At 68.8% G+C, this 13,495-nt stretch carries 13 protein-coding genes; 5 read left to right on the top strand and 8 right to left on the bottom strand.

Annotated features, from left to right (window positions below; genetic code table 11):
* Positions 1–144 precede the first annotated feature (144 nt).
* Together AX721_RS13960 and AX721_RS13955 are read right to left on the bottom strand one after the other, a co-directional pair.
* Positions 145–1,353, bottom strand: a complete 1,209-nt coding sequence (locus AX721_RS13960; RefSeq protein WP_068876600.1) for an acyl-CoA dehydrogenase family protein — start codon at positions 1,351–1,353, stop codon at positions 145–147.
* A 41-nt stretch (positions 1,354–1,394) separates the two neighbouring features.
* Positions 1,395–2,612 (bottom strand): acyl-CoA dehydrogenase family protein, encoded by a 1,218-nt coding sequence (locus AX721_RS13955; RefSeq protein WP_068876599.1) that lies wholly within the window; start codon positions 2,610–2,612, stop codon positions 1,395–1,397.
* A gap of 143 nt (positions 2,613–2,755) precedes the next feature.
* On the opposite strand from AX721_RS13955, the gene AX721_RS13950 reads away from it, so the two are divergent.
* Positions 2,756–4,399 (top strand): phosphatidylglycerol lysyltransferase domain-containing protein, encoded by a 1,644-nt coding sequence (locus tag AX721_RS13950; RefSeq protein ID WP_068876598.1) that lies wholly within the window; start codon positions 2,756–2,758, stop codon positions 4,397–4,399.
* Positions 4,400–4,403: 4 nt separating this feature from the next.
* On the opposite strand, the gene AX721_RS13945 is transcribed toward AX721_RS13950, so the two are convergent.
* Positions 4,404–4,886, bottom strand: a complete 483-nt coding sequence (locus tag AX721_RS13945) for a MarR family winged helix-turn-helix transcriptional regulator (RefSeq protein WP_068876597.1) — start codon at positions 4,884–4,886, stop codon at positions 4,404–4,406.
* A gap of 154 nt (positions 4,887–5,040) precedes the next feature.
* Here AX721_RS13945 and AX721_RS13940 point away from each other — a divergent pair, with 154 nt between their 5' ends.
* From AX721_RS13940 to AX721_RS13930, 3 genes are all read left to right on the top strand, one after another.
* Positions 5,041–5,712, top strand: a complete 672-nt coding sequence (locus AX721_RS13940; protein ID WP_068876596.1) for a VOC family protein — start codon at positions 5,041–5,043, stop codon at positions 5,710–5,712.
* Positions 5,713–5,794: 82 nt separating this feature from the next.
* Complete coding sequence (locus AX721_RS13935; protein ID WP_068876595.1) at positions 5,795–6,244, top strand: DUF6130 family protein; 450 nt, start codon at positions 5,795–5,797, stop codon at positions 6,242–6,244.
* Positions 6,245–6,257: 13 nt separating this feature from the next.
* Entirely contained in the window at positions 6,258–7,208 is a 951-nt protein-coding gene (locus AX721_RS13930) for an alpha/beta fold hydrolase (protein WP_068876594.1), read from the top strand.
* Positions 7,209–7,217: 9 nt separating this feature from the next.
* Here AX721_RS13930 and AX721_RS13925 read toward each other — a convergent pair whose 3' ends face one another.
* Complete coding sequence (locus tag AX721_RS13925) at positions 7,218–8,822, bottom strand: long-chain-fatty-acid--CoA ligase (protein ID WP_068876593.1); 1,605 nt, start codon at positions 8,820–8,822, stop codon at positions 7,218–7,220.
* A gap of 102 nt (positions 8,823–8,924) precedes the next feature.
* On the opposite strand from AX721_RS13925, the gene AX721_RS13920 reads away from it, so the two are divergent.
* Positions 8,925–10,058 carry a hypothetical protein gene (locus tag AX721_RS13920; RefSeq protein WP_197422577.1) on the top strand — a complete coding sequence of 378 codons (1,134 nt, stop codon included), beginning with the start codon at positions 8,925–8,927 and terminating at the stop codon, positions 10,056–10,058.
* Here AX721_RS13920 and AX721_RS13915 read toward each other — a convergent pair whose 3' ends face one another.
* The 4 genes from AX721_RS13915 to AX721_RS13900 form a co-directional block, all read right to left on the bottom strand.
* Complete coding sequence (locus AX721_RS13915; protein ID WP_068876592.1) at positions 10,059–10,526, bottom strand: MarR family winged helix-turn-helix transcriptional regulator; 468 nt, start codon at positions 10,524–10,526, stop codon at positions 10,059–10,061.
* Positions 10,527–10,606: 80 nt separating this feature from the next.
* Positions 10,607–11,107, bottom strand: a complete 501-nt coding sequence (locus tag AX721_RS13910; RefSeq protein WP_068876591.1) for a DUF3237 domain-containing protein — start codon at positions 11,105–11,107, stop codon at positions 10,607–10,609.
* 154 nt (positions 11,108–11,261) lie between these two features.
* Positions 11,262–12,830, bottom strand: a complete 1,569-nt coding sequence (locus tag AX721_RS13905; RefSeq protein ID WP_197422576.1) for an AMP-binding protein — start codon at positions 12,828–12,830, stop codon at positions 11,262–11,264.
* The gene (locus AX721_RS13900) at positions 12,827–13,495 is read right to left on the bottom strand and encodes a TetR/AcrR family transcriptional regulator (protein WP_068876590.1); all 669 of its coding nucleotides are present in this window, start codon (positions 13,493–13,495) and stop codon (positions 12,827–12,829) included. The genes AX721_RS13905 and AX721_RS13900 overlap by 4 nt, the downstream gene beginning before the upstream one ends.

Genomic DNA, 13,495 nt, shown 5'->3' with positions numbered 1-13,495 from the left:
CATTTCCGCCGCAGGTTCGAAGAAGTCTGAATCACCCAAGCCCTCGGTGTGTCGATACGTCCCGGCGCACTGCTGCCAGCCCGCCGCGGCGGAAATGCGGGCCGGCCGTTACCGGTTCATGTCGTTCGAGGCGAGCCGGAAACTTTATTTCGGGTCCGGCAATCCCAGCACGCGCTTGGCGACGATGTTGAGGTTGATCTCCGAGGTGCCGCCCTCGATGGAATTGGCCTTGGACCGCAGCATGGTGCGCATGGCCGCCAGCTCCTGTTCGGAGAAGGGCTCGCCCTCCCAGGCCAGCCCGCCGACGCCCATGGCCTCGACCATCAGCTCGTTGCGGTCCTGGGCGATCTTGGCGCCGGCGTACTTCATGATCGCCGCGGTGTTCGACGGCCCGTTGGAGGCCCGCGCGTCCTCGGCCGCCCGCTTCATGGTCAGCTGGAAGGCGCGGTTCTCCATCAGGTGCTCGGTGATCCGCCGGCGCAGGTCGGGGTCGGCGATGCGGCCCTGCTCGTCCTCGCCCACGCCGGCCTTGGCCGCCTCGGGGATGGTGGGCATGGCCACGGTCTGGCCGATGTTGCCGCCGCCCAGGCTGCCGGCGATGGAGTCCCGCTCGAACTGCATCAGCCGCTTGGCCACGGTCCAGCCGCCGTTCAGCGGGCCGAACAGCTGGTCCTTGGGCACCTTCACGTCGGTGAAGAAGGTCTCGCAGAAGGGCGAGGTGCCGTTGATCAAGAGGATGGGCCGCACCTCGACGCCCGGCGCCTTCATGTCGATCAGCAGGAAGCTGATCCCCTCGTGCTTCTTCTCGGTGTTGGTGCGCACCAGGCAGTAGCAGCGGTCGGCGTGCTGGGCCCCGCTGGTCCACACCTTGCTGCCGTTCACCAGGAAGTGGTCGCCCTTGTCTTCGGCCCGGGTCTGCAGGCCGGCCAGGTCCGATCCGGCGCCCGGCTCGGAATAGCCCTGGCACCACCAGACCTCGCCCATGACGATGCCGGGCATGTGCTCGCGCTTGAGCGCCTCGCTGCCGTACTCCAGCAGGGTCGGGCCGAAGAACGCCACGCCCATGCCACCGATCGGGTTCTTGGCCCCGATCTTGGCCATCTCCTCGGCCAGCACCTTGGCCTCGGCGCGGCTGAGGCCCCCGCCGCCGTATTCTTTCGGCCAGGTGGGCGTGCCCCAGCCCTTGCCGCCCAGCGCCCGGCGCCAGGCCGTGGCTTCCGGGGTCTCAGGGCGCGCCTGCAGCTTGGCGAGCTGGGCGGCCGTGTCGTGGGCCAGGGCCTTGGGGAAGTTCTCCTCCAGCCAGGCGCGGGCTTCCGCCCGGAACGTCTCCACCTCGCCGCCGAAGTCCGCCATGGCCTGATCCTCCCTTGGGGTTTTGGCTATTTCGGCCTGTTTTACTTGGGGTCAGGCAAGCCCAGCACCCGCTTGGCGATCACGTTCAGGTTCACCTCCGAGGTCCCGCCCTCGATGGAGTTGGCCTTGGTGCGCAGCCAGCCGCGGACCGCCAGGATCTCCGGGCCCTCGAAGCCCTCGCCATCCCAGCCCAGCCCCTGGTGGCCCAGGGCCTCCACCATCAGCTCGGACCGCTCCTTGGCGAACTCGGCGGCGGCGTACTTGATGATCGAGGTCGTGGCCGACGGGCCGTTGCCGGCCTTCGATTCCGCCGCCGACCGGGCGATGGTCTGGCGCAGGGCCTGGAAGTTCATCTTGTTGGTGGTGATCTTGCTGCGCAGCTCGGCGTCGGACAGATCATACACATCGCCCGCGTACTGTTTGGCGATCGTGGCCAGGTCGCCCGAGGCGCCGCCCGCCGACCCGCCCTCGCCGAACCCGGCCGAGATGTTCTGGCGCTCGTACTGCAGCAGCCGCTTGGCGATCTCCCAGCCGCCGTTGACCCTACCGACCAGATTTTCCTTGGGAATCTTCACGTCCGTGAAGAACGTCTCGCAGAACGGGCTCTCCCCGCTGATCAGCGGGATCGGCCGCGTCTCGACCCCCGGCGTCTTCATGTCGATCAGCACGAAGCTGATGCCCTCGTGCTTCTTGGACGTATCGGTCCGCACCAGGCAGAAGCACCAGTCCGCCTTATCGGCGTAACTTGTCCATATTTTTGAACCATTTATGAGCCAGTGGTCGCCCTTGTCCTCGCACTTGGTCGCCAGGCTGGCCAGGTCCGACCCGGCCCCCGGCTCCGAGTACCCCTGGCACCACCGGATCTCCCCCCGCACGATCCGCGGCAGGTGCTCCCGCTTCTGATCTTCGTTGGCGTATTCCAACAGGACCGGCCCAAGCATCCAGATCCCGAACGAGGCCAGCGGCGAGCGATACTTCCCGGCCGCCAGCTCCCGGTCGATCACCCGCGCCTGAGCCGCCGTCAGCCCGGCGCCGCCGTATTCCTTCGGCCAGGTCGGCGTGGTCCATCCTTTGGCCGCCACCCGCTTCATCCAGACGATCTGCGGGTCGTCCGACCCTTCAAAAGCCCGGCCGCCCCAGACGGCTTCGTAGTCGGTCCTGGCCTTGGGATCGCGCAGTTCGGGCGGGTACATCGCCGCCAGTTCCTTGCGCACCTCGGCCGCGAACGCGTCGAGTTCCGTGGCGCCGAAGTCGGCCATACCGCTCTCCCAAAACCTGTCAGTCAGAGCCCGCAAGATTAGCGTCCGGGCAGGCCGGGGCAAGGGCGATTAAACGGCCGTTTGAGCAGGCCGACGCCGGCTCGCCTATACAATCGTCACGACGCGCTTCTTAAAGGGAGACGATGCGCTTCCTTCGCCATCCTGCCGTGACCGCCGCCGCCCCCTGGACCGCGGCGCTGCTGACGTTGGCGCTGGGCGTCCTGCTGCTCGCTTCGGGCGCGCGGCCCTCGATGCCGACCCGGTTCATTCGCCTGATGGAGTTCGAGCCGGTCATCCTGATCGAGCTCAGCCACTTCCTGTCCAGCGTGATCGGCCTGGTGCTGGTGATGCTGGCCTTCGGGCTGCGGGCGCGGCTCGACGGCGCCTGGTGGGCGACGCTGGCCACCCTGCTGATCGCGGCGCCGCTGAGCCTTGTGAAGGGGTTCGTCTGGGAGGAGACGGCCCTGCTCCTGGCCCTGGCCGTGGTCCTGGCGCCGTTCCACCACGCCTTCCCGCGCAAGACCCAGCTCACCCGCGTGCAGGTGACGCCCGGCTGGCTCGTGTCGGCCGCCTGCTTCGTCGCCGGCGCCGGGATGATCGGGCTCTGGTCGTTCCAGAACGCCGACTACGGCGACCTGCCCTGGTGGCGCGTGATGGCCGACGAGGATGCGGCCCGCTCGCTGCGGGCCTGGGCCGGCGCCGCGCTGGCGCTGCTGGCCTTCGGCATCTGGCGGCTGTTCAGCTCGGCCGCCCCGCCGCCCATCGTGGGCGAGGACGACCCCGACTTCGAACGCGTGCGCAAGATCCTCGCCACGGCGGAGGTCTCGCGTCCGCCGTCGAACCTGGCGCTGCTGGGCGATAAGCGGTTCCTGTTCTCGCCGTCGGGAGAGAGCTTCCTGATGTTCGGCGTACGGGGGCGCAGCTGGATCGCGCTGGGCTCCACGGTCGGCCGCCGCGACGAGCGGATGGAGCTGCTCTGGCGGTTCCGGGAGCTGGCGGACGCCCACGCCGCGCGGCCGGGGTTCTACAACCTGGAGCCGGACGACCTGCCCGACGTGGTCGAGCTGGGCTTTGCGATCCAGAAGATGGGCGAGGCCAGCATCTCCCCGCTGGAGAGCTTCACGATCGAGGGCACCAAGCGCGGCAACCTACGGCGCGCCTGGCAGCGCGCGGCCAAGGACGGCGCCGTCTTCGAAATCGTGGAGCCCGCCGAGGTCCCGCCGCTGATGCCCGATCTGAAGCGGATCTCCGACGCATGGCTCGACACCCATGCCGGGGGGGAAAAGGGCTTTTCCCTGGGCGGGTTCGTACCGCGCTACGTGCAGGAATTTCCGATCGCGCTGGTGCGCTGGGAGGGCCGGATCATCGCCTTCGCCACCCTCTGGCCGACGGCGTCCCGCACGGCCTTCTCCATCGACCTGATGCGTTTCGTGCCCGAGGGCCCGCCGCGCATCATGGACTTCCTGTTCGTGGAGCTGATCAACTGGGGCCGTGCGCAGGGCTACGGCGCCTTCGATTTCGGCATGGCGCCGCTGTCGGGCCTTGACGACCGCCCGCTGGCGCCGGCGCTCTCACGGGTCGGTCGCCTGATCTACGACCGGGGCGAGGAGATCTACAACTTCCAGGGCGTGCGCCACTACAAGTCCAAGTACGATCCCACCTGGCAGCCGCGCTACGTGGCCGCGCCCCGAAAGTGGGCGATCCCGCTCCTGATGGCGGATGCCGGCCTGCTGTCCTCGGGCGGCGTCGCTGGCCTGGCGAAGCGCCCGAAGAAGGCCGAAGACTAGACGCCTAGTCGCGTCGCCGCCGCAAGGCGGCGAGCAGGTTGTCACGCAGCCGGACCATAAATCTCTGCACGACGGGGAAGTCTTCGCCCAGACCGCTGTCGATCCGCAGGCTGGCCTGCGGCGCACGCGCCATTTCCCGCACCCGCCGGCCCTCCGGCGTGAGGCTGACGATGACCTGGCGCTCGTCCGCCGGATCGCGGTGGCGGCTGACGTAGCCCAGGGCCTCGAGCTTCTTGAGGATCGGCGTCAGCGTGTTCGATTCCAGGAACAGCTTCTCGCCCAGGGCGCCGACGCTTTGGTGGTCCTCCTCGGACAGCGCCACGATGGCGATGAACTGCGTGTAGGACGTCAGCCCCAGCGACTCGATGAGCGGCTTGTACGCCCGGCCAAAGGCCAGGTTGGCCGAATAGACGGCGAAGCAGAGGAAATCGTCGAGGCCGGGCGTCTTCGCAGCCGGGGTCGCGGCGCTCTGGGTGGAGGAGGTCATGGGCTCGTCTCACGGCTCTGTGTTCGTTCGGCTCCTATATAAATCGCTACCGATTAAATCGGAATGGGTTGACTCGGAGATCTCGTTCCTCCATTTGCAGCGGTACCGAATACATCGCTACCGATCTAAATTGCACAAGCAAAGGAACACCCAGATGGCCACCACCCAAATCCTCGATCGCCCGGCAGCCGAGGCCGCGCCTCCGGCCGCCTTCGACACGAAGCTCGAAGTCCTGCTCCTGCCCGTTTCCGACGTTCACCGCGCCGCCGACTTCTACCAGCGGCTGGGGTGGCGCCTGGACGTCGACCACCGGGACGGCCATGCGCGGATCGTCCACTTCACGCCCCCAGGCTCGGCCGCCTCGGTCATGTTCGGTACCGGCGTGTCGCCCTCGGCGCCCGGCTCGGCGCAACTGAACTTCCTCGCGGTCTCGGACATCGTCGCGGCCCGCGCCGGGCTGGCCGCCAAGGGCGTCGACGTCAGCGAGGTGTTCCACGATCGCAACGGCGGCTACCGCTTCGACCCCGAAGCGCGTGAGAATGGTCCCGACCGGGATCGCCGCAGCTACGCCTCGTTCGCGACCTTCAGCGACCCGGACGGCAACAGCTGGCTCCTGCAGGAAGTGACCACGCGGTTCCCCGGCCGCATCGACTCCGGCGTGACCAGCTTCGGCTCCACGGCGGACCTGGCCGGCGCCCTGCGCCGCGCCGCAGCGGCCCACGGCGAACATGAGACCCGCCGCGGCGGCGGTTACGACGCCGACTGGCCCGACTGGTACGCGACCTACCTGGCCGCCGAACAATCCGGCGCGCCGCTGCCGTCCTAGACCCGGATCCAGACCCCCAACGGGGCGCGCCGCCGCCGGCGTGCCGTCGCCTCGAGAAAACCCCAACACAAGAGAGATCACCATGACCACGCTCATCAAGACCTTCGCCGCGGCCATCGCCGGCGGCGCCCTGCTCGCCGGCGCCCAGACCGCATCGGCCCAACCCGCCGTGTCGGCGTTCCTGCCGGTCGCGAACGAGCCCCCGCCCAGGCTGATCGTCGAACCGCCGATCCCGCACAGGTTGGCCGCCGGCGCGGTGCTGATCCCCTACCGCACCGAGAACTTCCGCATCCTGCCGGTCTTCGGTCCCGGCGCCCTCGACGTTTCGCCGCGCGCGGGCCACCTGCACGTCACTGTCGACGACCTGCCCTGGCACTGGGCCGACGCGAGCGACGACCAGACGGTGGTGGTCGTCGGCCTGCCGCCGGGGCCGCACAAGATCCTGCTGGAGCTGGCGCAACCCGACCACAAGGTCATCAGTGGCCAGACCGTGACCTTCGTCGTCCCGGCCATCGCGTCCCACCAGCACTGAGAGGAGGCGTGAGATGTCGAACACGGTGAAAAGGGTGGCGCTCGCCGCCGCCCTCACGCTCGCCGGCGCCGCGGCGCCGGCCCGGGCGGCCGATCTGTCGCCGCCCAAGATGGAGGTCGGCTACCTCACGGCCGACCAGGACATCACGCTGCGGCGGATGGTCGTCCGCAATCCGACCTCAAAGCAGACGGTCCTCCTGCTGCACGGGTTCCCGGAAACCCTGTACGCCTGGAAGGACATCTCGCTGGCCCTGGGCGACGAGTTCGAAGTCCACGCCTTCGACTGGCCAGGCTTCGGGCTCTCGTCGCGGCCGCCCGCCGACCGCTTCGCCTACGCGCCGAAGGACTATGCCCGTGTCCTGAGGGCCTACATCGCCAACGCCGGCATCGATCGTTCGAGACTGACGATCTATGCGACGGACATCGGCGCCCTGCCGGCCCTGCTGCTGGCGCTGGACGAGCCCGACATCGCCAGGACGATCATCGTCGGCGACTTCGCGCCGTTCGACCGGCCGGCCCACATGTATGCGAACCTGCAGGCCCTGAAGGCGAAGCCGTCCTCCGACGTGGTCCGCGCCCAGATGAACCTCAACCGCGAGGAGATTCTGGAGAACGCCTACCGGCGTGGCCTGCCCCGGGATCGCCAGTTCGAGGTTTCGCCCGAATACAAGGACGACATGGCCCGCGGCTGGGGTGCGGGCGGGATGAGCACCGCGGATGCCTTCTATCACTACTACGCGAGCTTCACGCGGGATCAGCAGTATTTCGAAGCCAACCTCTCCAAACTCAGGACACCCGTGAAGGTCGTCTGGGGCGCCGATGACCTCTACATCAACAAGGCGATGGGGGCCGAGTTCGCCGCCCGGGCCGGCGCCGAGTTCACGGTGCTGCCCGGCGTCGGCCACTACCCGCATCTGCAGGTCCCGAAACGGACCGTCGAGGAAATCCGCGCGGCGGCGCGGTGAGGTGACTCCCTAGCGCTTCAGCCCCGGATCGAACGGCAGCTCGTAGCCGGTCAGCCGGGTCCGCAGCAGCTTCTTGTCGATCTTGCCGGTGGGGCCGAGAGGGATCTCTTCGACGAAGAGGACGTCGTCCGGCATCCACCAGCGGGCGATCTTGCCGTCGAGCCAGTCGAGGAAGTCCTGCTTCTCCGCCGTCGCGCCCGGCTCGAGCTGGACCAGCAGGATGGGCCGCTCGTCCCACTTGGGGTGCACCACCCCCAGCACCGCGCAGAGCGCGGCCTTGGGATGCCCGACGGCGATGTTTTCCACATCGATGGAGCTGATCCATTCGCCGCCCGACTTGATGACGTCCTTCGCCCGGTCGGTGATCTGCATGTAGCCGTCGGGGTCGAGCGTGGAGACGTCGCCCGTGTCGAAAAAGCCCTCCTCGTCCAGGGCGCTGCCGTGCTCGGAGCCATAGTAGCCGCTGGCGATGGTCGGCCCCTTGATCATCAGCCGCCCGAAGGTCTTGCCGTCGTGCGGCAGGCGCTCGCCCGCATCGTCCACCAGCTTGAGGTCCAGGTTGCAGATCAGCCGGCCCTGCTTGAGCTTGTAGGGAAGCTGCTGCTCGAAGGGCAGGGCGGCGACCTTCGGCGAGGGGGTGGAGACGGTGGCCAGCGGCGAGGTCTCGGTCATGCCCCAGCCCTGGATCACATCCACGCCATAGTCGTCGCGCAAGGTCCGGATGATGCTCTCGGGGCAGGCTGCGCCGCCCACCGTCACCCGTTGCAGCGTAGTGAGCTTGCCGCCTGTCTCTTTCAGGTGCGCCAGCAGCATCTGCCAGATGGTGGGCACCCCGGCGGAATAGGTGACGCCCTCGGTCTCCATCAGTTCGTGCAGCGAGGCGCCGTCCAGCTTCTGGCCCGGGAGCACCAGCTTCGCCCCCACCATCGGCGCCGAGTACATCACGCCCCAGGCGTTGGCGTGGTACATCGGCACGATCAGCAGCACCGTGTCGCGCGCCGACAGGTTCAGGGCGTCGGGCTGCAGGGTCATCATGGCGTGCAGGTAGTTCGACCGGTGGCCGTAGAGCACGCCCTTGGGATTGCCGGTGGTGCCCGAGGTGTAGCAGAGCCCCGCCGCCGTGTTCTCGTCAAACCCGCCCCAGGCCGCATCGGCCGGCCGGCCCGTCAGCCAACCCTCGTATTCCTCGTTCAGGAAGATCACCCGCTTGATGGTCGGGCACTGGGGCAGGATCTGCGCCAGCAGCGGCGCACAGGCCGGGTCGGCGAACAGGACCGTGTCTTCGGCGTGGTTGGCGATGTAGGTGATCTGCTCGGGGAACAGGCGCGGGTTCAGGGTGTGCAGCACGGCCCCGATGCCGATGGTCCCGTACCAGACCTCCAGGTGGCGATCGGAGTTCCAGCCCATGGTGGCGACGCGGTCGCTGGGCTGAATGCCCAGGTCCTTCAAGCCGTGCGACACCTGCCTGGCGCGCCGATGCAGGTCGGCGTAGGTGGCGCGGACGATCGGGCCCTCGACGGAACGGGTCACCACCTCGCGGTCGCCATGCCAGCGGGCGGCGTGGTCGAAGATCTTGTCGAGGGTCAGCGACCAGTCCTGCATCAATGCCTGCATCGGCGGCTCACTCCGGTTGTCTCTGGATCGGGAATAATCATTAGCTTACGAAGCATCTATCGAACCGCCAAGCGGCCGGCCGGACCATAGGGGAGAGATCGGGTGATCGACGACAGCGACCTGCTGGCGAAACTGGACAGGGAGTTCATCGGGGTGGTCTCGCCCACCTCCCCGCGCATCATGGCCGGCGGACACCCCTGCCAAGGCATCTACACCACGCCCAGGAGCGCGCGGCCCAAGACGGCCTTCATCGCGACCCACTACAACGTCGACTTCTCCGAGCATTACCTGGCGCCCTACATCGCCTCGCGCAGCTTCGGTTTCCTGGGCTGGAACACGCGCTATCGCGGCGCGGAGGACCAGTTCCTGCTGGAGCATGCGGTCATCGACATCGGCGTTGGCGTGGGTTGGCTCCGCGAGCAGGCGGGCGTCGAGACGGTGGTGATCCTGGGCAATTCCGGCGGCGGCTCGCTGATGGGCGCCTACCAGGCCGAGGCCATCGCCCCAACCCTGGGCGACCTGGTCAGCGGGGCGGGGCTGGACGCCCTGAACACCCTGCCCAAGGGCGATCTCTACATCTCCTTCAACGCCCACCAGGGCCGGCCCGAGGTGCTGACCGACTGGATGGACGCCTCGGTCGTCGACGAGTGGGACCCGGTGGCCACCGACGAGAGCCTGAACCCGTTCAACCCCGACAACGGCCCGCCTTATTCGCCCGAGTTCATCGCCCGCTACCGAGCCGCCCAGCGGGCCCGGAACCAGCGCATCACCGATTGGGCCAAGGCCGAGCTCGCGCGCCTCAACGCCGCCGGGGTGCCCGACCGCCTGTTCCCGCTGTTCCGCTGCTGGGGGGACCTGCGGATGATGGACGGCGCCATCGACCCGTCCGAGCGCAAGACCCCGATGTGCTACCGCGGCCACCCCGCCGTCGCGAACCGCACGCCCTCGATCGGTCGGGCCAACAACCTGAAGACCTGGCTCAGCATGTGGAGCCTGGAGACGTCCAAGTGTCGCGGCGCCGACCAACTGGCCAAGATCAACCAGCCGGCCCTGGTCGTGCAGGGCCTGGCCGACACCGGCGTCTTCCCCTCGGACGCCCGGATCATCTTCGACAACCTGGGGACGGCCGACAAGGACCTGCAGATGATCACCGGCGAGCACTATTTCGAGGACAGCCGCCAAGTCCGCGAGGCCGCCGCCAACCTGATCTGCGACTGGGTCGAGGCCAAGCGGTAGCTAGGCGTCGTTCGCCACGTCCTGCGGGGTGAAGGTCATCGGCGGACCCCAATCCTCGTTCAGCAGGTGTGCGGCCTTCAGGAACTGGGCCCGGCCCAGCCGGCGGCCCAGTTCTTCGCCCATCAGGACCATGGAGGCTTGCGCGTCGATCCGCATGGTCTCGCCCATCTTGGTCGGGGCGATGATCTTGACCCGGCCGTTGGCGGGATCGTCCACCAGCTCGACCATGCCCAGTTCGACCATCTGGTTAATGGTGGCGTGGATCGCCTGTCGGCTGACGCCCATGTTGCGGGCGATGTCGGAGGGGCGGCGAACACCCAGCACCAGGTTGGCCATGACCATCGATTGCGGCCGCGTCACCACCGGCCAGCCGCGGGCCTGGAGGTAATTCTGCAGGCCCTCGTCGAACCAGTAGAAGCCCCGCAGCAGCGACAGCAGCATGTGCCGGACATCGTCTTCCGCCGTCACGCCTCGAACGCCTCCCAAAGCCACCTGAGCTCAGTGGGGCGCTTCCGGCGGATTGTCAAAGAGATGGACGGTCGCAGGCTTCAGCCGATGGCGTAGATGAAGTGGTTGATGCCGGTGCTGGTCCGCTCGCCGCATCCCACCGCCAGCACCCCGTTGAGCCACGCGTAGCGGGGATCCGCGGTCTCGAAGACGGGCGCGATGCGGATCCGATAGCGGCCGGGGTCCACATCCGGCTGGGCCGGATCGCGGAAGGCGGCGCCGACGTCCGCGGGGATCACGCTGCGGCCGGTGTAAGTGACGTAGATCACCGCTCCGTCGTCGGTCTTCCAGACCGCCCGGGCGTCGAACGTGCCCACGGCCGCGCCGCCTTCGCCCACGCCGCTCTCCGACCAGTTGCCGCCGCCGGGCAGGATCTCGCCCTTGAGCCGTGGGCCTTCGAACCGGCCGCCGGTGACATAGCCCACCCGCCGGTTGCGCCAGGGCGACTGGCCCAACGCCATGATCTCGCCGCCCACCTCGAACGCCGCCACGCACAGGGGCTCGCTCTTCAGGGCCCGGCTGCCGAAGTCGAACAGGGACAAGGCCGCTCTCCAATTACTTAGATAGCTATGCTTATGGGCTGTCAGGCTCTGCGGTCAACCGCAACGCCAGCCGGTGGAACGACGCGAACGTCGTCCGCAGCGCAAGCTCGAGATCCCGTCCCACCCCAACACGCTTGTGGCGAGGGCGCCGAGATTAGCCCGCTTCGGCGGCCAGCAGCGCCCGCAGCTCGGCCTTGGCCACCTTCTCCAGCGTCGCACGCGGCAGCGCGGGCACGAGCCGGACCGCATGCGGCCGCTTGAAGGGGGCGAGGGTGCTGGCGCAGGCGGCGAGGATGCGCGCCTCCAGGTCGTCGCCGGCGCCCGACTGCGGAATGACGAAGGCGGCGGGGGCCTCGTCCAGCATCGGATGCCTCATCCCCACGACCGCGACCTCGGCCACGCCCGGCACGGCGGCGATGACGCGTTCGATCTCGGAGGCGGCGACGTTCTCTCCGCCAACCTTCAGCATGTCCTTGGACCGGTCGGCGAAGTAGAGGTAGCCGTCCGCGCCCAGCCGGACCCTGTCGCCGGTGATGAAGAGGCCATCCTCGCGGAAGGCGGCGGCCGTCGCCTCCGGGTTCCCCGCATATTCCAGGAACAGCGACACGCCCCGCTGGCCGCGGACGTACAGGTCGCCCACCTCGCCCGGCGCGACCGGCCGGCCGTCTTCGTCGAGGACGAAGATCTCGTAGCCCGGCGCGGGACGTCCCATGGACATCGGAGCGTCCTTGCGGTGCGGCGAGCCGACCACGCCATGGGCGATGGTCTCAGTCATGCCCCACCAGCCGATGGTCTTGACGCCGAACAGCTGGTCCCAGCCGGGTTCGCAGACGCCGTTGCCCCAGAACCGGTAGCTGTGCCGCTCAGGGCGCGGCTGTTCGGTCAACGCCTTCACGCAGAACGGGACCAGTGAGGTCCAGGTGGCGCCGTGCTTCAGCGACACGGGCCAGAAGCGGGAGGCGGAGAAGCGCGGAGTCAGGACGACGCTGGCGCCGGCCCACAGCGCGGCGAGCACCGAATAGGCCTGGGCATTGGTGTGGAACAGCGGCAGGTGGACCAGGTGCACGTCGCTGGGCCGCAGGTCCTCATGGGTCGCGCACTGGCGCGCGCCCCAGAGGGCGTTGGCGTGCGTCCAGAGCACGGCCTTGGGTCGGGCGGTGGTGCCCGAGGTGTACTGGATGCCGAAGTGGGCCCAGGGATCGTGTGGGCGCGCGGGCAGCGCTTCGGCGTCACCCGTGACCCCGGAGAATGGTTCGAATATCGCATCGTAGGCGGCGGCCGGGGCGCCGTTGTCGGTCTCCGTCACCGCCCGCCACGCCAGGCCGGGGGCGGCCGCGGCCACGAGGTCGGCGAACCTCGGCTGGGTCACGGCCCCGACGGCGCCGCTGTGCTCGGCGAAATAGGCCAGCTCATCCAGCGTGGACCTGGCGTTGGTGGTGACGCCTACGGCGCCCGCATAGGCGCAGCCCAGCCAGGCGATCAGCGACTCCGGGCAGTTGTCGAGGTGGATCAGGACCCGCTCGCCGGGCGCGACGCCGCGTGCATGCAGGCCCGCTGCGAACCGGCGGACGGCGGCGCGGAATTCCGAATAGGTCCAGCGGGCGCCTTCCCCTTCGAAGGGCTCCCAGATCAGGAAGGGCCGCTCGCCCCGGACCGCGGCCTGCTCATCCAGCAGCGACCGGATGTCCATGCCTTCGAACGGCGTGAGGGGGCGCGGGGTCAATGTGAGATTTCCGTGGGCTTGGCGGCGGCCGAGAAGGCGCCCTTGCGGACGATCTCGTCGCTGGCCTGGGCGGCGATGAGGTCGGCCTCGGGGCCCGCGACGCCCAGGCCGCGGAGAATGAGGGCGCACATCTGCTGAGACAGAGAGACGGCGAAGGCCAGGGTCGGCTCCTGCACCACGCGGACGAGGGCGAGTTGCGTCACGCCCAGGACGTAGAGGACGCCGGCCTCGACCGTGGCCACCGCGAACCGGCCGCTGGCCAGGCCCGTCTCGATGTCCTCGACGAGGCCGCGGTTCAGCGGGGCCGAGAGTGAGGTATGGCCGCTGTGGATGCGGACCAGGACGCCGGCCGATTCGGCGCCGTCGAGGGCGAAACGCAGATAGGTGCAGACCGCCCGCGCCATCCGTCGAGCCGGGTCCTCGACCCCGGCGTTCGCCCGGGTGACGGCCGCTTCCACAAGCCCGCGGATCTCGGAGGAGATGGCGCGGACCAGCGCGTCCCGGTCCGCGAAGTGGTTGTAGAAGCTGCCCTTCCCGACGCCGGCCGCCTGCACGATGTCGTCCACGGTGACGGCGTCGACCGGCCGCTCGCTATAGAGCCGTCGCCCCGCGCCGATGAGGGCCGAGCGCGTGCGTTCTGCCCGGGGGTTGGCTCGTTCCGCCAT

This window comes from Phenylobacterium sp. CCH9-H3, from assembly GCF_001557235.1.
In the GTDB taxonomy this organism is placed as follows: domain Bacteria; phylum Pseudomonadota; class Alphaproteobacteria; order Caulobacterales; family Caulobacteraceae; genus Phenylobacterium.
Note: the sequence above shows the minus strand (reverse complement) of the source record. Positions and strands in the feature narration are given on the sequence as shown.

Coding starts and splice junctions, on each gene's coding strand:
- AX721_RS13960 (WP_068876600.1), bottom strand. CDS start 1,353: ATGGCGGACTTCGGCGGCGAGGTGGAGACGTTCCGGGCGGAAGCCCGC.
- AX721_RS13955 (WP_068876599.1), bottom strand. CDS start 2,612: ATGGCCGACTTCGGCGCCACGGAACTCGACGCGTTCGCGGCCGAGGTG.
- AX721_RS13950 (WP_068876598.1), top strand. CDS start 2,756: ATGCGCTTCCTTCGCCATCCTGCCGTGACCGCCGCCGCCCCCTGGACC.
- AX721_RS13945 (WP_068876597.1), bottom strand. CDS start 4,886: ATGACCTCCTCCACCCAGAGCGCCGCGACCCCGGCTGCGAAGACGCCC.
- AX721_RS13940 (WP_068876596.1), top strand. CDS start 5,041: ATGGCCACCACCCAAATCCTCGATCGCCCGGCAGCCGAGGCCGCGCCT.
- AX721_RS13935 (WP_068876595.1), top strand. CDS start 5,795: ATGACCACGCTCATCAAGACCTTCGCCGCGGCCATCGCCGGCGGCGCC.
- AX721_RS13930 (WP_068876594.1), top strand. CDS start 6,258: ATGTCGAACACGGTGAAAAGGGTGGCGCTCGCCGCCGCCCTCACGCTC.
- AX721_RS13925 (WP_068876593.1), bottom strand. CDS start 8,822: ATGCAGGCATTGATGCAGGACTGGTCGCTGACCCTCGACAAGATCTTC.
- AX721_RS13900 (WP_068876590.1), bottom strand. CDS start 13,495: ATGGCGGAACGAGCCAACCCCCGGGCAGAACGCACGCGCTCGGCCCTC.